This window comes from Streptomyces californicus, from assembly GCF_000717645.1.
Lineage (GTDB): Bacteria > Actinomycetota > Actinomycetes > Streptomycetales > Streptomycetaceae > Streptomyces > Streptomyces californicus.
The window spans coordinates 129,251-150,568 of sequence record NZ_JNZZ01000010.1; the positions used below are offsets into that span (position 1 = coordinate 129,251).

At 70.7% G+C, this 21,318-nt stretch carries 15 protein-coding genes; 11 read left to right on the forward strand and 4 right to left on the reverse strand.

What is annotated here, in order from left to right:
• Window positions 1–118: 118 nt before the first annotated feature.
• Together IF19_RS0115460 and IF19_RS0115465 are read left to right on the forward strand one after the other, a co-directional pair.
• The gene (locus IF19_RS0115460) at window positions 119–1,024 is read left to right on the forward strand and encodes a glycoside hydrolase family 16 protein (protein WP_030121040.1); all 906 of its coding nucleotides are present in this window, start codon (window positions 119–121) and stop codon (window positions 1,022–1,024) included.
• A 98-nt stretch (window positions 1,025–1,122) separates the two neighbouring features.
• Window positions 1,123–2,115 carry an aldo/keto reductase gene (locus IF19_RS0115465; protein WP_030112391.1) on the forward strand — a complete coding sequence of 331 codons (993 nt, stop codon included), beginning with the start codon at window positions 1,123–1,125 and terminating at the stop codon, window positions 2,113–2,115.
• Window positions 2,116–2,164: 49 nt separating this feature from the next.
• Here the strand turns inward: IF19_RS0115465 and IF19_RS0115470 are convergent, their stop codons facing one another.
• From IF19_RS0115470 to IF19_RS0115480, 3 genes are all read right to left on the reverse strand, one after another.
• Window positions 2,165–3,364 (reverse strand): serine/threonine-protein kinase, encoded by a 1,200-nt coding sequence (locus IF19_RS0115470; RefSeq protein ID WP_078580629.1) that lies wholly within the window; start codon window positions 3,362–3,364, stop codon window positions 2,165–2,167.
• Between the two features lie 181 nt (window positions 3,365–3,545).
• Window positions 3,546–4,028 carry an Lrp/AsnC family transcriptional regulator gene (locus tag IF19_RS0115475; protein ID WP_030112393.1) on the reverse strand — a complete coding sequence of 161 codons (483 nt, stop codon included), beginning with the start codon at window positions 4,026–4,028 and terminating at the stop codon, window positions 3,546–3,548.
• Between the two features lie 81 nt (window positions 4,029–4,109).
• Window positions 4,110–4,433, reverse strand: a complete 324-nt coding sequence (locus IF19_RS0115480; protein ID WP_030112394.1) for a hypothetical protein — start codon at window positions 4,431–4,433, stop codon at window positions 4,110–4,112.
• Window positions 4,434–4,672: 239 nt separating this feature from the next.
• On the opposite strand from IF19_RS0115480, the gene IF19_RS0115485 reads away from it, so the two are divergent.
• The 5 genes from IF19_RS0115485 to IF19_RS1000000135700 all read left to right on the forward strand — a co-directional run bounded on the left by IF19_RS0115485 (window position 4,673) and on the right by IF19_RS1000000135700 (window position 13,590).
• Window positions 4,673–6,178: an FUSC family protein gene (locus tag IF19_RS0115485; protein WP_030112395.1), complete on the forward strand. Its 1,506-nt coding sequence runs from the start codon at window positions 4,673–4,675 to the stop codon at window positions 6,176–6,178.
• A gap of 1,462 nt (window positions 6,179–7,640) precedes the next feature.
• Complete coding sequence (locus IF19_RS0115495; protein ID WP_030112397.1) at window positions 7,641–8,204, forward strand: hypothetical protein; 564 nt, start codon at window positions 7,641–7,643, stop codon at window positions 8,202–8,204.
• A gap of 153 nt (window positions 8,205–8,357) precedes the next feature.
• Window positions 8,358–9,833, forward strand: a complete 1,476-nt coding sequence (locus IF19_RS1000000137015; RefSeq protein WP_050493909.1) for a glutamate-cysteine ligase family protein — start codon at window positions 8,358–8,360, stop codon at window positions 9,831–9,833.
• The gene (locus IF19_RS0115505; RefSeq protein WP_030112399.1) at window positions 9,830–11,569 is read left to right on the forward strand and encodes a flavin monoamine oxidase family protein; all 1,740 of its coding nucleotides are present in this window, start codon (window positions 9,830–9,832) and stop codon (window positions 11,567–11,569) included. Before IF19_RS1000000137015 ends, IF19_RS0115505 begins: the two co-directional genes overlap by 4 nt.
• 74 nt (window positions 11,570–11,643) lie before the next feature.
• Window positions 11,644–13,590 carry a metal-dependent hydrolase family protein gene (locus IF19_RS1000000135700; protein ID WP_137020501.1) on the forward strand — a complete coding sequence of 649 codons (1,947 nt, stop codon included), beginning with the start codon at window positions 11,644–11,646 and terminating at the stop codon, window positions 13,588–13,590.
• Between the two features lie 243 nt (window positions 13,591–13,833).
• Here the strand turns inward: IF19_RS1000000135700 and IF19_RS0115520 are convergent, their stop codons facing one another.
• A complete protein-coding gene (locus IF19_RS0115520; RefSeq protein ID WP_050493911.1) occupies window positions 13,834–16,983 on the reverse strand; it encodes an amino acid adenylation domain-containing protein in 3,150 nt (1,049 codons plus the stop codon).
• Window positions 16,984–17,546: 563 nt separating this feature from the next.
• Between IF19_RS0115520 and IF19_RS0115525 the strand changes: the two genes are divergently transcribed.
• The 4 genes from IF19_RS0115525 to IF19_RS0115540 are packed head-to-tail and all read left to right on the forward strand — an operon-like array spanning window position 17,547 to window position 21,313.
• Window positions 17,547–18,209: a hypothetical protein gene (locus IF19_RS0115525; RefSeq protein WP_030112402.1), complete on the forward strand. Its 663-nt coding sequence runs from the start codon at window positions 17,547–17,549 to the stop codon at window positions 18,207–18,209.
• A 36-nt stretch (window positions 18,210–18,245) separates the two neighbouring features.
• Window positions 18,246–19,487 carry an FAD-dependent oxidoreductase gene (locus tag IF19_RS0115530; protein WP_158706243.1) on the forward strand — a complete coding sequence of 414 codons (1,242 nt, stop codon included), beginning with the start codon at window positions 18,246–18,248 and terminating at the stop codon, window positions 19,485–19,487.
• A gap of 10 nt (window positions 19,488–19,497) precedes the next feature.
• Window positions 19,498–20,298 carry a HisA/HisF-related TIM barrel protein gene (locus IF19_RS0115535; RefSeq protein WP_030112404.1) on the forward strand — a complete coding sequence of 267 codons (801 nt, stop codon included), beginning with the start codon at window positions 19,498–19,500 and terminating at the stop codon, window positions 20,296–20,298.
• Between the two features lie 10 nt (window positions 20,299–20,308).
• On the forward strand, window positions 20,309–21,313 hold the full coding sequence (locus IF19_RS0115540; RefSeq protein ID WP_093902482.1) for a zinc-dependent alcohol dehydrogenase family protein: 1,005 nt from the start codon (window positions 20,309–20,311) through the stop codon (window positions 21,311–21,313).
• The last annotated feature ends 5 nt before the right edge of the window (window positions 21,314–21,318 follow it).

Sequence of the window (21,318 nt, forward strand, 5' to 3'; positions counted from 1 at the left end):
GCACTCCTTTAAATCAAGAAGTGAAGTATGCGCCTGAGGTGAGCGCCCCAACCGTTCACCTCTCGGCGCATACCTGTCATGTACATGCCTTCCCTCTCCCCCCACGCGAAGTGATGTGATGACCGTGCACCCCACGCGCTCCACGGCTCGCAACGTCTCCCGGCGCCGCCGCGTCGCGCTCTACGCGGCCTCGATGCTCTGCGCCTCCGCCATCCTGACCGCCCTCCCCGGCGGCGCCTCCGCCGCACCCGCCGACGCCTCCGCCCCCGGGGCGGGCGCCCGAGCCGTCGTCTTCGAGGACCAGTTCGACGGCCCGGCGGGCGCCGCCGTGGACGGCGGCAAGTGGCAGACCGAGACCGGCGACAACGTCAGCAACCACGAACGGCAGTACTACACCCCGGGCAACGACAACGCGGCCCTCGACGGCCGGGGCAACCTGGTGATCACCGCCCGGAAGGAGAACCCGGGCAACTACGCGTGCTGGTACGGGACCTGCGAGTACACCTCGTCCCGGCTCAACACCTCCGGCAAGTTCGCCGCCGCCTACGGCCATGTCGAGGCCCGCATCAAGATCCCGCGCGGCCAGGGCATCTGGCCCGCGTTCTGGATGCTGGGCGACGACTTCGGCAATGTCGGCTGGCCCGACAGCGGCGAGATCGACATCATGGAGAACGTCGGCTTCGAGCCCGGCACCGTCCACGGCACGCTGCACGGCCCCGGATACTCCGGCTCCGGAGGCATCGGCGCCGCCTACACGCTGCCCGGCGGGCAGGCGTTCGCCGACGACTTCCACACCTTCTCGGTCGACTGGGCTCCTGACTCCATCACCTGGTCCGTCGACGGCAACGTCTTCCAGCGGCGCACCCCGGCCGACCTGAACGGCAACCCATGGGTGTTCGACAAGCCCTTCTTCCTCATCCTCAACCTCGCGGTCGGCGGCTACTGGCCCGGCGACCCCGACGGCTCCACCCGGTTCCCGCAGCAGATGGTCATCGACTACGTCCGGGTGACGACGGGCGACTGACCGCCGGCCCGGCGCGCTCCCCGGGCGCTCCCGAGACGTGGACGGCGGCAGAGGTGCTCCTGCCGCCGTCCACCCGCGTGAGCGGGAAGCGAAATAGCATGATCCCCATGGAACAGCGCACACTCGGCAGGACCGGCCGTGACGTCTCGGTCGTCGGACAGGGCACCTGGCAGCTCGGGGGAGACTGGGGGGACGTCGCGGAGGGCGACGCTTTCGACGTCCTCGACGCGGCCGTCGACTCCGGTGTCACCTTCTTCGACACCGCCGACGTGTACGGGGACGGCCGCAGCGAACAGCTCATCGGCCGCTACCTCGAGAACCGGCCCGACGCCGACGTCTTCGTGGCCACCAAGATGGGCCGCCGGGCCGACCAGGTCCCGGAGAACTACACCCTGGACAACTTCCGCGCCTGGAACGACCGTTCCCGTGCCAACCTCGGCACCGACACGCTCGATCTCGTACAACTGCACTGCCCGCCCAGCGGCGTCTACTCCTCCGACGCCGTCTACGACGCCCTCGACACCCTGGTCGCCGAGGAGCGGATCGCCGCCTACGCGGTGAGCGTGGAGACCTGCGCCGAGGCGCTGACCGCCATCGCGCGTCCCGGGGTCGCGAGCGTGCAGATCATCCTCAACCCGTTCCGCCTCAAGCCCCTGGACGAGGTTCTTCCGGCGGCCGCCGCCGCGGGCGTCGGCATCATCGCCCGGGTGCCGCTCGCCTCCGGACTGCTCTCCGGGAAGTACACCGAGGACACCGTCTTCGGCCCCGACGACCACCGGACGTACAACCGGCACGGCGAGGCGTTCGACCAGGGCGAGACGTTCTCCGGCATCGACTACGCCACCGGCGTCGCCGCGGCCGCCGCATTCGCCGAGCTGGCCCCGGAGGGCGCCACCCCCGCGCAGACCGCGCTGCGCTGGATCATCCAGCAGCCCGGCGTGACCAGCGTGATCCCCGGCGCACGCTCGGTGGAACAGGCCCGCGCCAACGCGGCCGCCGCCGCCCTGCCCCCACTGCCGCAGGCCACCCTGGACGCGGTCCGCGAGCTGTACGACCGGTCGATCCGCGCGGAGGTCCACGGCCGCTGGTGACCGGTGCCGCCGGTCATCGACCGGAATCGGCGGGCAGGCGGGCAGGGGCTCAGTCGTCCTGCCCGTCGCCGTCGTCGCCGACGGTCTCGCTGTCGCCGATGTCCTGCGCGGGACCCGAGGAGGGAACCTGGTCCGGCGTACCGGCGGAGCTGGAGTCCGGGGAGAACAGGATCATCCCCAGATAGACGGCCGCCAGGAACGTCGCCGTCCCCGCGACGGCGCTCGCCACCCTGGGGCGCCGCCGTATCGCCTCGCGGGTGCTGCGACGGCGGGCCGGCGCCGACCGGGCCGGGGCCTGCCGTCTTCGCCCCGTGGGACCAGGCAGCCGGTACGTCGCCGGGCCGGCCGGAGCGGACGGCCCGGCGGGGGAGGGCTTCGGCGCGACCGGGGCAGGGGCCCGGTGCGACGCGGGCGACGGCATCGGAAGGGGCTCCGGCCGGCCGCGCCAGGCGTCGGTGCGGAACCAGTCGGCGACCTGCTGCGCGGTGGGCCGCTCCTCGGGCTGCTTCGCCAGCAGCCCGAGGAGGTACGCGTCGAAGGCGGCGGAGATGTCCACACCGCGCTGCCGGAGCGGAACCGGCGGGGTGTCGACATGCTGGTACAGCGTCGCGGTCGCCGTGTCGGAACGGAACGGCGGGTCGCCGAGCAGCAGTTGGTAGACGACGCAGCCCAGCGAGTACATGTCGGACGCGGAGTCGGCGGTGCGGCCCAGCGCCCGCTCGGGGGCCAAGTAGAGGCTGGTGCCGACGATGTGGCCGGCCGTGGTCAGCGCGGTCGAGGGGTCGTCGACGAACTGGGCGATGCCGAAGTCGCCGATCTTGACCGAACCCTCCGCGTCCAGCATCAGGTTGCCCGGCTTGATGTCGCGGTGGACGATGCCCTGGCGGTGCGCGGCGGCCAGCCCGGCGGCGGCCTGGCCGGCGATCCGGGCGACCTGCTCGGGGTGGACGCGTTCCTGGGCGGCCAGCAGGTCTCCGAGGCTCTGCCCCTCGACCAGCTCCATCACGAGGAAGAACCGGTCCTCCCACGCCCCGAAGTCGAACACGGCCACCAGATGCGGATGGCTCAGCCGGGCGGCGGTCTGCGCCTCCAGCCGGAAGCGGGCGGTCGACGAGGCGTCCGCCTGATCACCCAGCAGCAGCTTCACGGCCACGGCACGGCCCAGGACCTCGTCCGTGGCGCGCCACACCTCGCCCATGCCGCCACGACCGATGGGGGATACCAATCGGTACCGACCAGCTACCAGCACCTGTACACCTATCTCGAATGGCGGCCCGCTCCGGCAGTCGGCCTCCGGGGTCTCCTGACTCCGGCCACGCCCTGGGCCGGTGAGACGAACAACATGATCAGGATATCTGTCCGGCGGGCTCCGCACGCCCCGACGGCTTTTTGTCCGGACCCGGTTGACGGTCCGGCACATCGGCCGCCGGTCAGCCGGTGGGCGACGCCGACCGGCCCACGGACTCCACCAGCGGCAGCATCCGGTGCGCCACCCGTTCACGCAGCGCCACGTCGGTCCGCGTCCTGACGACCCCCGGCAACTGGATCAGCCGCTGGATCACGTCCTCCAGATGTCCGTTGTCCCGGGCGACCACGCGGGTCAGCAGATCGCCGCCGCCCGTCGTCGAGAACGCCTCGATGATCTCGGGCAAGGCGGCCAGCGCGTCACCCACCTCGACCAGATGCCCCTGGGTGACCTCCAGGTGGACGAAGGCGAGCACGGGGTGGCCGAGCGCGGCGGGGGAGAGGATCGGGCCGGTGCCGGTGATCACGCCGTCGCGCTCCAGCCGGTCCAGCCGGGCCTGGAGGGTGCCGCGTGCCACGCCGAGGATGCGCGCGTACTCCCGGACGCTGGTGCGCGGCTGCTCGATCAGCAGGCGCAGGATCCGGGTGTCGAGCGCGTCCACCGCCATGATCCGCCGATCTCCTTCCGAGCCGAGCTGTGCCGTTCCGACTGTACCCAGCGGGAGGGGGCGACCCCCTCCCGCCGCGTGTCATCCGTAGGCCGACAGCAGCCAGACCATCAGCACGGCCGTCAGGGCGAACTGGATCACGGCGGCGCCCCAGTACCGGCCCCAGCACACGGCCAGCCCCGCCGCCGCCAGCAGGCCCACGGATCCCGCCACCTCCGCCACCGGCAGGACGGGGCGCTGCCCGCCGTGCGAGGCGGCCCAGCCCTCCATCCCCACCGCCAGCCAGGCGTAGCCGCCCACGAAGACGTCGAACGGAACCAGGGCGAGGAACACCAGCAGGTTCATCGCACCGCTGCGCGGCTCGCGCCTGTTCGGAGTTCCGGGCGTACCCGTGTGCATGTCCATGGCGGAAGCGTCTGCCATCCGCGCCGACCCGGGATGAGTACGCGTACTCATCCCGGATGGTCCGTTGGTACGCCGGTGGTCGGCTCTCACCCGACTTCGCTGTGCCATTGGTGCAGAGGTCGCCGTTCCGTTTGATCCACGGGCCTGGCGGGTGCTGCAATGGAGCAGTCGATGGCGCTGCGGACTTCCGCGGCGCCTTTTTCATGCGAGTTCTGCGGCGACGCGGAAGGGGTGGAAGCGTGCTGAAGAGGGTGTTCGTGGCGCCGGATCCAGGGCGGATACGGCTGCGCTTCGCCTCCCGCGCCGTGATCGGCATCGGCCTCGCGGTCGCGCTGTGCGGGTTCGTCGGGCATTCGCTGGAAGCGGCCATCACCGGTGGCCTCGCGGCTCTCCTCGCCCTCTTCACCGTGACCGATCCGACGGTGCGCGGCCAGGCGGTCACCACCGCCCTGCTCCCCGCCGCCGGCCTGCCCGTCCTCGCCCTCGCCGCCGCGCTGCACGACGCGCCGGCCGCCCGCGACCTGAGTTTCCTCGCCGTGATGGGGGCGGGTGTGTACGCCCGCCGCTGGGGGCCGCGCGGGCACGCGCTGGGCGTCTTCGCCTTCATGATGTTCTTCGCCGCCCAGTTCCTGCACACCGTCCCCGCCCAGCTGCCCGAGCTGTACACCGCCGTGGCGCTGTCCCTGGGGGCCGCCTCCACCGTGCGCTTCGGCCTGTGGTGCTACGAGCGGCGGCTCCCCGTCCCGGCGCCACCCGCCCCGCCGGAGATCGGCGGCCGGCTGCGGGTCACCACCCGGCAGGCCGTCCAGGCCACCCTGGGCGGGGCCTTCGCACTGGGAATGGGGCAGGTGCTGTCCGACCACCGGTGGTACTGGGCGGTCGGCGCGACCTGGTGGGTCTTCGTCAACACCACCTCGCGCGGCGAAACGCTCGTCCGCGGGTTCCGGCGCGTCCTGGGGACCGTGATCGGCATCGCCTCCGGTTTCGCCGTGGCCATCCCGCTGGACGGCGCGGCCGTGCCGACCGCCGTCGTCGTCGCGATCGGCGTCTTCGGCATCTTCTACACGGCGGCGGTCTCGTACAGCTGGATGATGTTCTTCGTTACCGTCATGGCCGGCATGCTCTACGGGGCGCTGGGCGTCCTGGACGCCGCACTGCTCTGGCTGCGCGTCGCGGAGACCGCAGTCGGCGCGCTCGGCGCGGTGCTCGCCGTGCTGGTGGTCCTCCCCGTCACCACGCACGCCGTCACGGACGCTTGGATCCAGCGGGCGCTGCGGTGCGTCCACGCCTGCACGGCCGACGCGGCCGACCGGCTCGCCGGATCGGCGCTCGCCGACCCCGCGCCGCGCGTCGCCGAGCTGGAGGTGCTGCTCGGGCGGGTACGGCTCTCCCTCGCGCCCCTGGTCCACCCGCTGAACCCGCTGCGGGCCCGCAAGGCGCGGGCCCGCAGGGTCCTGGCCCTGCTCGACGACTGCGCCCGCGAGGTCCGCGGCCTCGCCCTGGTCGCGGCCGACCCGGACGCCTCGCACGACGCCCGCCTCACCGCGGCCTGCCTGCGGGTCGAGGCCGCCGTCGAGATCCTCACCTCGCCCCGGCCCGGCACGGTCCCGGCGGCGCCCGCCCCCGCGCACCGCACCCCCGCGGCCCACCCCGCCCTGGCCCACCTCCACGACCTGGAACGCGCCCTGGCCGAACTCGTCAGCCCGCTCAGCCACGCCCCGTACGCGGCGTCCGCGAACGCGTGAAGGCCTGAGTCAGCCCGCCACCCCGGTGGCGTAGCCGGTCGCACTGCCCGGTTCCGGTCAGGGCGTTGTCCGGGAGGGCCACCGCGTGCTTTTTGCCGCCCGGTGACACCACAGAGGGGGCGGGCAGACCGCCGAACGGCAGCCGTTGCGCGAGGGGCTGCGGCTTCAGGCTGGGGGACTGCTCGCCCGGACCATCGACCGGTCCCCCCGATCCGTGTAACGCGTCGTAGACCGGATCAGGTACCGACGGTCCGGTCATCCACAGCCTTGAGCGCTCGCCCCACGCCTGGTTCGCCGTCCTGGCGCCGACGTCCACCGCGTTGGAGCGCATCAAGGTCACGAAGGAGACCCGGCGGGGAGACCGACGTTCCAGGGAACAGGAGAACCACGGCGCCCATCGCGCCGGGTATCACCCGCACTCGTTCGACGGAGCACTCACCCCGGTCGGCAGATGAATGAGCCCGCGAGCCCCGGACTGCCGTCGGTCCGGGGCTCGCGGGCTGTTCGGGCGCACGCGCCGCTCGCGGACCGCCTCCACCGCAGGGCGGTCCGGGCGCCCTCGTGCTCGACGACCTCGCGGTGGAGGCCACCGGACTCGTCATTACGTACCGCCGACAGCGCGGCCTGACCGAACTGCCCAGCCGGACAGGCCACGGGCTTCGCCGTGCTCAGCAGCGCCTGAGGCGGCCCGAAGGTCATTTACCGGGTAGCTCTCAGGGATACGCCGGATGTCGCATACGGTCTGAGGGGTTTCTGATCTGGACATCGGGCTCGATGCCGTCCAGATATCTCTCGATCGGCTCGTCCTCGCGGACCGGGCAGCTCGCGACGTCACCGCGGCACTTGACCGGGGAGAGATCGTTAAATTCTCCTGATGGTTGCATGTGAAGAGCAGGGAACCCGATATCTTGAAATTGTCCTGAAAGTGACGACGCTCGGAGCGTGAGCGAAGTTCTTTGTATGTCATACGCCGCAAATCCGCCCCTTGGAGGCGTCGGAGGGGAGGGAGTAGTTCGACACGGTACGGAGGTTGCCCGTGTGAAATCTGTGCCGAATGAAATTCGGGCGCCCATAGATTTTTCTGCTCCTCTTTGATCTGCGAAGGGCCGGGTCGGGGCGGAGGCGAGTTCTTGCAGTCCAGGCCACCTGTGCCGCCGATTCGGAACAGGATTCGAGCGAGCCGGCGAGAAGTGGATCGGTGCCTGAAGAATCCGATCCGCTTGCCGGATCCGCCCTTGAGGGCAAGTCTTGGTCGCACAAGCAGGGTGTCTGGAGGTCGCGCCGAGAATGTGGTGCATGTCGGCCGGGCCTGTGGATTCGGTACGTCGCCCCTGCTGCCAACTGCGATCTTCCCATCGAGGGGGTCTTCCTCTTGCCTGCCACCGAGTTCATCGACCGTGTAGGGATAAATATTCCCGATCACCTCAGTGCCAATGAGTTTCTGTCGCTGGCTCGGGAGGGGATGATCGAAGAAGAGCATCTGCGCAGTTTCGCCCTGGCAGAGTTTCAGTCGCAGGAGGCGGAGTTCACCGCCTACGGCCTGCTGGTCTCTCGTTTCCCGCACGAGGTCCCCGGCGGATTCTTCTCCTTCGTCACGGGCGAGTTGATGAAGGCGCGTCAGCGCATGGTGACCGGGCTGGCGCCCGCGTTGGGGATGTCGGTGGACCGGATGCGCTCGGAGCCCCGGCTGGAAGCGGTCCGGCGGTTCACCGAGTTCATCTCATGGGTCGCTCTGCACGCGGGGGCGGGTGAGGCCGCCCTCCTGGCGCGCACGGACTTCACCCTGTGGTGCAACTCCTGCGCGGTGCTCGCCGACGTCCTCGCCGAGACGGAAGAGATGCCGCAGGCCGTAGTGGCGTATGTCGACGCCTACCGGGACAACCCGCCGGAGGTGGCGGACGGCGTCCTGGAGGTCATCGAGTACGGCAGGAAGCATCACGAACCCGACGACTGGGTCACCCGCAGCGCGGTGCGGATGGAGCCGGCGCTGCGGGACTGGTGGCGAGCGGTCGCCGTGCTCGACTGAACAGCGCCGCACCACGACTGGACCGGAAGAGGCCACAAGGCCGTACAGGGGAGCGACATGGGCCGCGAAGTCGGTCGAGTGGCATTCACGGAGCGGGACCACGCACGGTTCCGGTCCCGCCTGACGGAGAGCCTTTCCTCGCTGAGGAAAGCGGTGACGGACCCCGCCTTCGGGGCGGCTCCGCCCACGCTGGGGGCGGAGCTCGAGCTCTCCCTCATCGAGCCGGACGGCCGTCCGGCCCCGGTCAACGCGGCTGTCCGCGAGGCCACCCGGGACGACTCGCTCACCCTGGAGGTGGCCCGTTTCAACCTTGAGGCGAACCTGACGCCGGTTCCGGCGCGAGGCCGCCCCTTCACCGCCCTGGCCGCGCAGGCGACAAGCACACTGACGGGGATCAACGCCACAACACCGCGGCACCGGGGGGTCGCGGCGGTCCCGATCGGAACCCTCCCCACCCTTACACCGACCGACCTGACCGCGCGGGCACTGACCGACCTCCCGCGCTACCACGCGCTGGAGCGGGCCTGGAGCCGCCGCCGCTCCGTGCCCTTCGACCTGCCCGTGGGGGAACGGGGCCTGGTCAGGGCGGAGTCCGTGGCGGTCCAGGGCGCGGCCTGCTCCTGGCAGGTACACCTGACGGTCGCCCCGCACCTCTTCCGTCGTGCCTTCAACGCCGCCCAGCTCGCCACCGGACCGGCCTTGGCGGCCGCAGGCAATTCCCCCTTCCCGCTGGGCCTACCCGGATGGCAGGAGGCCCGCATCCCGGTGTACGAACACGGCTTCGGCGACCGTGGCTCACCTGGCTCCGGCACCCGGCGCCCCCGGGCCGGATTCGGTCCCGGATGGATGCGGGGCGGTCCTCTCTCCGCGTTCGAGGTGGCCGTACGCCGTTACGACGTCCTGCTGCCGGAGGTCCTCCCCACCCACGGCCTTGACGCACCCTGCGACTGGCCGGAGCTCGGGGAACTCCGCCTGCACCTCAGCACGGTGTGGTGGTGGAACCGGCCGGTGTACGACCCTCGCGGCCACCTGCGGATCGAGTTCCGGGCGCTCCCGTCCGGGCCGACGCCGCTGGACATGGCCGCGAACGCCGCCTTCCTGGTCGGCCTCACGCTCTTTCTCACGGCCGGTGGGCGCGACGTGGCGCAGGAACTCCCGTTCGCGCTCGCCAAGGCCAATTTCTACCGCGCCGCCCGCGATGGGCCGCACGCCTCCCTGTGGTGGCCCTCGCCGGGAACGGCGCCGCGCGAGTACCGAGCCGGAGCCCTGGTGGAGGAGTTGCTGCCGCGGGCCCGTGAGGGACTGGCGCTGCTCTCGGTGGGCGCCGATGAGGCCGACACCATGCTGGACCTGCTGCACCACCGGGTCGTGACGGGCCGTACGGGCGCCTGGTGGCAGCAGCGCGCACGTGAGGCGCTGCGGAGGCGCGGGGCGGCGGACGGGGAAGCCGCGGAACGGGGGACGGGGAGACCCGCACCGCCCGGCACATCGGACACCCCTGGGTCTGCATGCGAACGAGACTCCGCCGAACTCGCGGAACTGACGGTCCACTACGCCCGGCTCGCTGCTGAAGCCGCGCCGGTGCACACCTGGAAACCACCCGCCCTTTCACCACGGAGCGACCGATGAGCACGAGCACGCGCCCGCCCGCCACCGATCTCCAGGTCGACTTCCCCTTCGACTACGCCGCGCACGTCGGCGGCGGCCGACGCATGGGACGACTCCCCGAGAAGGCTCTCGGCGCGCGCGTCGCCGTCGTGGGAACCGGCGGCAGCGGGCTGGCCGCCGCCTACGAACTGCTGCGGGCCGGCTGCCGTCCCGTCCTGTACGAGGCCGAGCGCAGCGCGGACGGGCCGGGGGGCCGACGCCTGGGAGGACGCATGTACAGCCGTCGCCTCCGTGAGGAGGACAGCGCCGTCGTGGAACTGGGCTGCATGCGTTTTCCCGATTCCGCCTCCCTTCTGCGCCAGTACGCCGGGACCTTCGGCGTTCGGCTGGAGCCGTTCCGCGACAACTACGCCGCCCCCGTCACGCCGTTGACGGTGCTGGACGTGGACGGCGTCCAGCACACCACCCGGGAGATCCAGGACCTGTACGACCGGCTCGACGGCTTCCGTGAGGCGCACACGCGCTGGCGACGCGCTCTCGCCCGGATCGGTCTCTCCCAGATCCTGCGCGATCTTGCCGCGCGCGACCTCACCGCGGTGCGCCCTCACTGGAACCAGGTGCTCGGCCGGTTCGAGTCCTGGTCCTTCTACCGCTTCCTGCGCGAGCCCGGCGGCGCGGGCCTGACCCACGACCAGGCACGGCTCCTGGGGACCGCGGGAGTGGCGCCCGGCGTCTGGGACTCCTTCTTCGAGATCAGCGTGATCGAGATTCTGCGACTGCTGCTGTGCACCGAGGGAAGCGACACCCTGTACGCGCCCGACGGCATCAGCCGGCTCGCCGAAGGCTTCTGGACCTGCCCCGTCGCCGACCCCCGCGAGCGGACGCACAGCCTGGAGGCGGTCAACGAAGGGGCACCCCGGCCCGCCGTGCGCCTCCTGGAAGTCGAACCGGACGCGGCGCGTGGTGTGGTGGTGCACGACGCCGACGGACAGGCCGAGCGGTTCGCGGCCGTGGTGTTCACCCCGCAACTGCGCCTGCTGGAGACCGGAATCGAGGTTCGTTCCACCAGCCCCCGCACCCCCGTGTTCGGCCCCCGGCTGTGGAGAGCCGTCCGCCGCCTGTCCTACTGGCAGTCGTCCAAGACCGCCCTCGTGGTCGAGCGGCCGTTCTGGGAGGCGACGACCATGGACGGGGTCACCCTCACCGACCGGCTGCCTCGGGCCGCCTACACCCTGGACTACGGGCCGCCGCGCGGCCCGGAAGGCCGCCGGGGCGTGCTCGACCTCAGCTTCAGCTGGGCCCAGGACGCGGCGAAGGTCGCCCCTTCCTCCCTGGAGGAGAGAGTCGCTCTCTTTGTCCGCGACCTCGCTTCCATCCACCCCGGAATGGCGGACGAACTGCGCGCCCAGGCCCGTGCGGGAGAGGCAGTGACGGTGTCCTGGGAGAACGAGAAGAACTTCCGCGGCTTGTGCCGCTGGTCCTGCCCGGGTGACTACCCGTACCAACGGGACCTCTTCGCCCACTTCCTCAAGGACTTCACCGGTTCCCCGGCCGTGCCGGGCGAACCGCCGAACGCCCTCTACCTGGCTGGAGACGATACCTCCTGGTCGCCCGGCTGGCTCGACCACGCCCTGGCCTCCGGCCTCAACGCCGCCTGGGGGGTGCTGCGCCAGCTCGGCGCCCGACCCGAGCCGGGCAACCCGGGGCCGGGCGATGTCTGGGGCGATCCTCGTTACACGCCACCCACCACCCCCTGAGCGGACCGGCGGCATCGCCCGGCCCACGCCCCCCCCGTACTCGTCCTGCCGTGTCTGCCGCCCTGGAGGTATTCGTGCGCACACCACCCCCCGGCCGAGAGATCCTGCTGCGTCCCGATCGCGTGTGGGACGCGGTCGCGGACGCCCCCACCGAAGGACTCTCCGTTCTCCTCCGGGACGGCCGCGTCGCAGCTGTCGCACACGGCCTCGCCCCAGGTCCGGACACGGATGTCCTCGATATGCCCGGCTGCACGCTGCTGCCCGGATTCATCGACTGCCACGTCCACCTGCTCGACGAAAGCGCGGAGACCGGACCCGCCGCGTACCAGACCCTCACCGCCGTACCCGTCCTCCGCACCATGCTGCACAACGGGTTCACCACCGTCCGCGACCTGGGAAGCGCCCACCTGCCTCTCAACGTGTCGCTGCGTGACGCGGTCGAGGACGGTCTGGTCGAAGGGCCACGGATCCTCGCGGCTCCCAACATCCTGTCCCCGCCGGGCGGCCACGGCGACAAGAAGCCCGACCTCGCTCAGCGCTACGGGCACCCGATCGGCACCCTGGCCCAAGGCGTCGAAGGACTGCGCCGCGCGATACGCGAGCAGGCACGCGCGGGAGCCGACTGGATCAAGTTCGCCGGCGGCGGCGGATTCTCCTCACCGGTGGACAGCCCCACCAGTACCTCCTACTCACGCGTCGAGATGCACACCATCGTCGCCACCGCCGATGACCTCGGTCTGCCCTGCGCGGCACACGTCTTCACCGACCGGGCCGTTCTGCGCGCCGTCGCCGCAGGGGTACGCAGCGTGGAACACGGCTGCTTCGCCACCCCGCCCACCTACCGGGCCATGGAGCAGGCGGGCACATTCCTGGTGCCCACCCAGTACGTTCAGACCTACTTCCTCGACCTGCTCGACGACGACGCCTTCTGGGACGACTCCTCGGCCGTCATGCGCGAGAGCTATCGGGAACACGCGGAGGCTCTGCGCGAAGGCCTTCTGCGGCCGGCGCGGACAGACGTGAAGACGGCCTTCGGGACCGATGCGGGCATGTTCCCCCACGCCGACAACTGGCGTGAGTTCCCCACTCTGATGGGTAACGGCTACACCGCCCTACGCGCCCTGCGGGCGGCCACGAGCGTCGCGGCGGACCTCCTCGGCCGACCCGACCTGGGCACCCTCACCCCCGGGGCCGTCGCCGACCTCGTCGCCCTCGAAGGCGATCCGTTCCGTGACATGACCGCCGTCGCCCGTGTACGGCACGTGATCCAGCGGGGACGCCCGGTCGTCCGGGAACCGGCCACCATCGCGCCGGGCGCCCGCCCTGTCCCGGTCCATCCCTCCTCCTCCACCTCGCCCAAGGAGAACCCCGTGCGGCCCGAGCAGCTCGTCGAAGCGATGAAACCGGACGTCGAACGATTCGTCAGCGGCAACCGCCTCGTCGAACTGGCGCAGTCCGGTCAGATCCGTCCTGAGCACTTCAGGAGGCTCCTGCTGGCCGAGTACCAGTGCCAGGAGGCCGAACTGTCGACCTACGCCCTTCTGGTGGCCCGGCACCGCCACGAGATACCGGCCACCATGTTCTCGTTCATCCAGCACACCATCGCCACCGCACGCGGCCTGCTGCGCGAGGCGTCTCCGTCCGTCGGCGTCTCCGGCCCCGACATCCCGCCGGTGCCGGTCGACCAGGGACTCTTCCGCGTGGTGCGCGACCTGACCTGGATGGGCACCCAGGCCGGTCCCGCCGAAGCCGCCCTCTACCTCCATACGGACCTCTCGACCTGGTGCACCCTCTTCTCCCGCATCGTCGAGGCGTCGAGGCAGCTCCCCGATGTTCCGGTCCCCGTCCTCACCTACATGGAGTCGTGGGGCGACCAGCCACCTCCGGAAGTCGCCGAAGGTACTCTGAGAATCCTCGAATACGGTCTGGCACAGGGGGAGGAGCCCGCCCGCATCCTCCACACCGCCCGGCAGCTCGGAGCGCTCGTCGACCCGTACTGGGACTACGTCGAAGCCGGGTGAAGAGGGGGCACGTCCGCCGTTCCGGCCGCTCTCTCCGGACGATACGATCTGCGCCCCGACGAAAAGAACCGGAACGAAGTGCGCTGATGCCTTCGTTCGACACCACGGAAGAAGACGTCCGGGACTTCGCCGCAGCGGTGGCGCGGGCGGTCGACCCACCCGAGAAGGCTTCCCGCCGGCCGTAGGGCGGGGAACCACCCAGTACCCGGCGGGAGGCGTCCACCGGCCGGCGGGGAGCGGGCGTCATCCGGTCGGTCCCCTCCCGCCGTCCTCCTCCTCGTCCGCAGTGGGGGCGGGAAGGAGACCGGCCCCCCTCAGGAACCGGAGATTCGCGTCGATCATCCGCGCGTCGACCGGCGGGCACACGACACCGCTTCCGGCGAGCGCGTCCTCGGTGCTCTCCCGGCCGAAACGCGGAAAGGTGCCGGCGAAGTACATCTCCGCGATCGAGGCGGTGGAACCGCGGGCCGGTTCGGTGAACATCGGAACGTACGGGGCCAGGGGGTGCTCGGGATCGCGGGCGGTCAGCTCGACCATGTGCCGGGTCCAGGCGGCGTAGGACTGCTCCCGGACGCGGTAGCCCATGGCGCGCAGACGTTCCACCAGCAGGTGCAGCAGCGCGGGACGGGGATTGGCGAGGTGGTGGACGCGGCCCTCGCAGGGCTGGTGGGTGAGGATGTGGACGACGGCGGACGCGGTGTAGTCCACCGGGATGAAGTCCAGGAGCAGAGGGACGTCCGGGGCCGTTCCGGTTTCCGCCACGGTGCGGAAGAGCGCGCACATCATGGTGTCGGTGTTCCACGTGCCGCTGTTCGTGGCGCCCGTGATTTCGTGGGGCCGGTGAATGGTGACCGGAAGTCCGCGCCTCGCCGCCAGGGAGACGAGGCGTTCCGCGACCCACTTGGTCTCGGCATAGCCCTGGGAGAGCAGTTCCGGATGGGACGCAGGGGCGTCCTCGTCGACCCGCCGTACACCGGCGAGTCCGGACCCGGCGATGACGCTCATGCTGGAGACGTGGTGCACGGCCTTGAGCCGCCGTTCCGTCGCCAGGTCCAGAACAGTCCGGGTCCCTCCGACGTTCGCCGCGGACAGGGCCTCGTACGGGTAGGCGAAGTTGACCTGGGCGCCGTTGTGGAGGATGACCTCCACCTCGCGGGCGAGCTCGTCCCAGCCTCCGCTGTCCAGTCCGAATCGTGGCAGGCCCAGATCGCCGGGCACCGCCGCGATGCGGTCCGCCCAGCGGTCGGGGTCGAGGCCGTAGTGCCGCTGACGGTCCCGCAGACGGGCGAGGGCCTCGGCGCCGTCGCGAGCACGCACGAGGCAGTGGACGCGCCGGACGCCGGACGCGGCGAGGCGGTCGAGGAGGCGGACTCCGAGAAAGCCGGTTGCTCCCGTCAGCAGCACGGAACGAGGAACCCTCTCCTCGTGGCGTTTCGTTGGGGCGCCGTCGGCGGCGGGCGCGTCGAACCGCAGGGCCGGGTCCGGAACGGACTCGGCGGCGAAGTCGACCGGTGTGTCATGGCCGGCGTCGCCGGGCGCATGACGCAGCTCGGAGGTCCGCTCCGTGAACGCGGCCAGCGTGGGGTTGTCGAGGAGGACCCGGACGAGAGTCCGGGTGAAGGCGGTCCGGATGCCGAGACGTTCACGGACGACTGCGGAGATCCGGGTCGCCTGGAGCGAGGTGCCGCCCAGGGCGAGGAAGTCGTCCTGGCGCCTGACGACGTCGACGCCGAGGAAGCGGCGCCAGACCTCGGCGACAACCTCCTCGTCCTGCCCCCGGGGGCCCTCGGCGGTCCCCACCGGTTCCCGGGCCGCGGCGTCCGTGAGTTCCCGCAGCCGGCCCCGGTCGACCTTGCCGCTGCTGTTGAGGGGGAGTTCGGGTACGGGGACGACGCGTGCGGGCAACATGTGCGGCGGCAACCGCTCGCGCAGGTACGCGTCGAGCTCCCCGGGCAGACCGCCGTCCTGTTCCGGTGCGGGGACCACGGCGGCGGCCAAGTGCTGTGAGGCATCCTCCCCCAGGACACCGACGGCGGACTCGTTGACCTGCGGGTGGTCGGTCAGTGTGGTCTCGACCTCGTCGAGTTCCACCCGGAAGCCGCGGATCTTGACCTGCCTGTCCCGGCGCCCGTGGAACTCGATGACCCCGTCCGTCCGCCATGCGGCCAGGTCTCCCGTGCGGTACAGGCGCCGCCCCGGGCCGGGACGGAACCGGTCAGGGACGAACGCCGCCGCCGTCCTGGTGCGGTCGCCGAGGTATCCGAGGGCCACACCATCGCCACCTACCCACAGCTCGCCGATCTCCCCGGGATCGGCCGGGGTGCCGTCGTCCCGTACGACGTAGGCAGTGGAGGCGGCCACCGGCCGGCCGATGGGGATGCCACGGGCTTCCGGGGCGATGGAGTCGATGACGTGCGTGGTGGAGAACACGGAGTTCTCGGTGGGGCCGTAGCCGTTCAGGAAGAGGACAGGGGAACCGTGCTCCAGTACGGCTCTGACGGCGGAGGGGTTGAGGACGTCCCCGCCCGCGATCAGGCACCGGAGCCCTGAGAACATTCCGGGACGCTGTTCGGCGTGCAGGTGGAAGAGGCCGGCGCTGAGCCACATCACGGTAATTCCGCGGTCATCGAGCAGTTGCTCGAGTGCGGCCGGGTCGAGAAGGGTCTCGGGGGCGGGCAGGACCAGGGCGGCGCCGTTCAGCAACGGGGCGAACAGTTCGAAGCAGGAGACGTCGAAGGTCGGGTTGGTGGTGGCCAGGAGGCGGTCGGCCGGCGCCATCCGGAGGGCTTCGGTTCCGCGCACCAGCCGGACGGGGCCCCGATGTGCGCAGACGACGCCTTTGGGCCTCCCGGTCGAGCCGGAGGTGTAGATGACGTAGGCCGCGTCGGTGGCGCGCCGTCGCGTTGTCCGGTCCTCCGCCGGACCGGGGCCTTCCCGTGACGTGAGTTCGGCGACGGTCATCCGGCCGAATCCTCCGGCCGGCCCGGTCCGCGGTTCGGTGTCGGCGGTGACGACCGCGCGCACGTCCGCGTCGCGCAGGATCGAGGAGAGACGGTCGGCAGGGTGCGAGGGGTCCAGCGGCAGGTAGACCGCGCCGGCTTCGAGGACGGCGAACACGGCCGCGACGGTCTCCGGTGAGCGGGGCAGGAGGAGCGCGACGCGGTCCCCGTCCCGCACTCCGCGTGCCCGCAGGCGTGCCGCGCCGCGCCGCACGCGATCCAGCAGTTCGCTGTAGTCCCACACTCCCCCCTCCCACAGCACCGCGGGAGCGTGAGGATGGAGACGGGCCTGTTCCTCGAACAGTTCGGGAATCAGCGCGTTCCGGGGGTAATCGGTGGCGGTGTCGTTCCACCGCCGGACGGCGTCCGGCACGTGGACGGGGAGCTGGACCATACGGCGCCTCGGTGACTGAGGGGGAGTGGCGGTCGCCGCCGGATGGGTCCGGCCTGAGGCGGAGCACAACAGAAATGCGCGACCTCCAGGGTGCCGGATTCATGCACGGCGATTCTTTGGTGACCTACCCGGTCATCGCTATCCGATTCACTCCGTCGGGAAAATTCTCACATACTTTCGCCTCTTCCGGCGCATGGAAACCATGCGCAACAGTGGTGCGCCGGCGATTCGTCCGGCGGGGTTTCGGAAGTGATCCACCAGTTTTATCGGGGCGGTTCGGCGTATGGGGCGAGTGCCGGGGCCGGCCCTCTGTCCAAAAGATCAAAATCGTTGGGGGGGAGTAATAGAATCTTGGTAATCCCCTTGCTCGTCCCTGTGGTTCGTGCAGTAATGGAGGGAAACCCGGTGGGTCATGGCGGGACGGGTAGAGATCGCCAAATATTTATCCGACCCTTACTTCGGTCGTAGTGCATCCTGCATCCCTATGCGCTCGCGAGTTCCTTAAGGGCGCTCTGCATCCCATCCGGAGAAAATGCGAAACGAGCAGAAAGGGCGAGGTTTGCATGCCCGAAATCATTCCTTCGGACGCCAGGGAGCTCGCGCGACGTCTCGAGGAGCGGCGCGAGCAGGCCCCGGTGGGCAACGCGCTCCTCGACAGGCTCGACGGCGACCGGGCGCCGGAGCTCTTCCGGCGCTTGGTCGCCGTCGAGGCCCAGTGCCACTCCGCCGAGATGATCGCCTACGGAACCATGCTGGCACGCTTCCCGCGTCGTCCGGCCGCCGATCTGTTCATCCGCCTCTCCCGGCTGGTCTGCGACGCCCAGCCGAAACTGCGGAAGTGTGCCGACGCCCTCGACATGCCCGACCCCTTCGAGAGCTTCTGGCCTCCGGACCGTGAGACGTACGCGTTCAACGGAACGCTCAGCTGGGTGGCGAACCAGGGGAGCCAGGCGTCTTTCGCGCTTTCCTCGTACACCGACATGGTGGTCTATTTTTCTGGCTGCTCAGCCCTTGTGCGACGAGTGCGCGAACTGCGGATCGATGCCCCTGCCGAATTCATCGAGTACTACGATGACGACGCATCGGACGAGCTGACCGAGTTGGCGCTCGACGTGGCCCAGGACGGCTTGGGCCGAGGTGACGACCCGCAGGATGCGTTGTTTCAGGCTCGCCTTCTGGAGGAGTCGATCGGCGACTTCTGGAGGTCCGCCGCGAACGTTTCGTGAACAGCTTTCTGCCTACGCGGAATCCGAGGAATGGACATGCGTGTCGCAATCGCTGGTGCGGGCATCGCCGGACTGACCGCTGCCTGGCTCCTGGAGGACTCGCACGATGTCGTCCTCCTGGAGAAGCGAGCACAGCCGGGTGGAAATCTCCGTACGTTCTACCCGCCCGGAACGGGCCGCGTGCCCGAAGCCGTGGAGTTGGGGGTACGGGAAGTCCCCTCAGCCCCGGACTCCATGGTCATGCGGCTCGCCGGGGAACTGGGCATGGACCGAGGCCACTGGCAGCCCCTTCCCTCCGGACGCCTCCTCCTGAGCGACCGGGATGGGCAGGGCCGGCGTCGCACCGCTGACGCGCTCGAACCGGTGCCCCGCGAGGTGGTAGTGCGAGCGGTTGCCCTCATGGCGGAGCACGCGTACCGCTGGAAGAGCGGACGGCTCGGCTGGGAGGTTCCGCTGCGTGAGATGGTGAGGGACTTCGACCTGCCGGACTGGGTGCGGGAGGTCGCCGTGTACTCCCTTCCGGCCGCGACCTTCGGCTGCACTCTGGATGAGGCCGGTGCGCTCTCGGCCCGTGCCGTGGGGGAGTTGTACGCCGAGGATCCTTCCGCCCCGGCCGTGGCGGGCTGCCGGCCGCGCGGGGGCATGCAGTCGCTCGCCCGGCGCCTGGCCTCGCGGTTGTTCCGCGCCGATCTGGCGCTCGGCACCGCCCTGCGGAGCGTCCGCCTTCGGGGAGGCGGCCCCGAGGTGACCGACACCGACGGGTGCCGGTACCGGACGGACGCCCTTGTGCTCGCGGTGCCGGCTGACGAGGCCGCACGAACGTTGTCACCACACTTCTTCAGCCCGGCACGGGCCCCACTGGCGTCCTACGCCTACCGTCCCCTGCTCTACCAGGTGCACAGAAGTACCTGCCGCATGCCCGTGGACCGCCGCCTGTGGGCCCCCACGACCATGTCCGTCCACGGTGCCCGGGCTGAGACCACGGACTGGCACCCCACCAGCGACGGGGACCTCTTCGTCAGCCAGATATCCTCCGGGGCCCCCGGGCCCGGCGGTCCCCTGGCCTCGGCGAGCTTCCGGACGCTGCAGCCGACCCCCGGCATGCTGAGGGCGCAGAGGAAGCTCCTCGCTCTCCAGGGCGACGACGGCGTCTTCTTCGCCGGCCACGTCACCACTCCCGTCAACACCCTTGAGAACGCCCTCGGCAGCGCCGTCGCGGTCGCCCGTCGGCTGGCCCCCCGGAGCAGGCGACTCGCCCGGCTTCTCGCCGACACGTGAAAGGTCCCCCATGTCCCGGCCCGTCTTCCACGACCAGCACTCCCACGTAGGCGATCTGGTCATCCCCTGCATCGACGTCTCCCGTGGCCGCGCCACGGAACCGAGCGGCATTCCCCACCTGGCCGACCCGACCGATGTACTGGCCATCGCCGAGGCGTACGCCGCGGGTAGCGCGCAGAAGCTCTTCCTCGACGTCTTCGACTCCTGGGACGCCGTCGACTATCTTCCCGGCCTGCTGCGTGACCTCAGCACGACCGGGATGAATCTGCTGGTCTCCGTCGGGCACGGTGACATCCCCTCCGCGGTGCACGCCGGCGGTCTTCTGGAGGCCGGGGCCGACGTCATCTCCGTCAGCACCGCTCTGATCGAGAAACCGGACACCGTGACGCGGGTCGCCGAGGGCTATGGCGCCCACCGCCTCATGGGCGTCGTCAACTGCCGCTCCGCCGGGCCGGGCCACTGGCAGGTGTATGTCCACGACGGTGAGCGGAGCACCGGGCGCGGTGCCGCGGAGGTCGCCCGGCAGTTCGGCGAACTCGGTGTGGCCGCCGTACTCGCCAACAACATCGACCGGGAAGGCACCGGAGTCGGTTTCGATCTGGAGCTCGTCCGTGCTGTCGCCACCTCCTCGGGCCTCCCCGTCATAGCATCGGGCGGCTGCGGCGGTCTCGACCACCTCAGCGAGGCACTCGGGGCTGGGCACTCCGCCTACGTCCTGGTCAACGCCATGATCCACCGGGGCACTTACACCGTCCGGGAGATTCGGGACCATCTCCTGACCCACTCCTCCTTCCGCACAGGTCTCGGCTAGGGGCTTGGCCGTGCGCCAGATCGTCTTCGCCCGGTACGGCGATCCCGCCGATGTGCTGGTCCTCGCCCACCGTCCGGCCCCGGAGCCCGGCCCCCGCCAGGTGCGTGTGCGCATGCTGGCCCGGCCCGTCAACCCTTCCGATCTGCTCCTGGTGGAAGGCCGTTACGGGAGGCCTGCCTCCTTCGCGCCGGGACTCCACCCTGATGGCGTCCGCACGGCGGCGGCCGTCGGGTTCGAAGGGGTGGGTGTGGTCGACCGGGCCGGACCGGACGCGCACCATTCGGTGGGCACCCGCGTAGCGGTCTCGGCCCAGGGCACCTGGGCCGAGTACGTCGTCGCGGACCACCGGGACGCTCACCCGGTGCCTCCGGGCCTGAGCGACGCCGCTGCCTGCCGACTCACCGTCAATCCCGTCACCGCCAACCTCATGCTCGAAGACCTCGCCCTTGAGCCGAAGGACCTGGTCCTGTTCACTGCGGCGGCCTCATCCGTTGCTCGGATGATGATCCGTCTCGCCCACTCGAGAGGCGCGCGCTGTATCGGCCTGGTACGTGACCTGCGGCACCGGCGGCCCCTCATGGAAGCCGGTGCGTTCGCCGTCCTGTGCGAAGACGAACCCGACCTCGAACGACAGCTTTCGAACATCGCCACCACGTCGGGCATCCGCGCAGTGGTGGACGCGGTCGGCGGCCCGGTCGCCGACCTGTCGCTCCGGGCCCTGTGCCCGCACGGCCGGTTCGTCAGTTACGGCCTCCTGTCCGGACTGCCCGTCACCGTCCGCCCGGAGGACCTCGTGTTCCGCGGAATCACCATGACCGGCTTCTGGCTCCCCGAACGACTGTCCCGGCTCACCCCCGCGCAGGTCACTGACGCGCTGGCGCGGGCTGCCCTCCAACTGGCCGACGGCACGATCGACGTCCCCCGCGCCGAGACGTTCGATCTCTCGGACTTCCAGGCGGCCGTGCGCCACAGCCGTGAGCCGGGACACCTCTCCAAGGCCGTCCTGGTCGGCTGAGACTT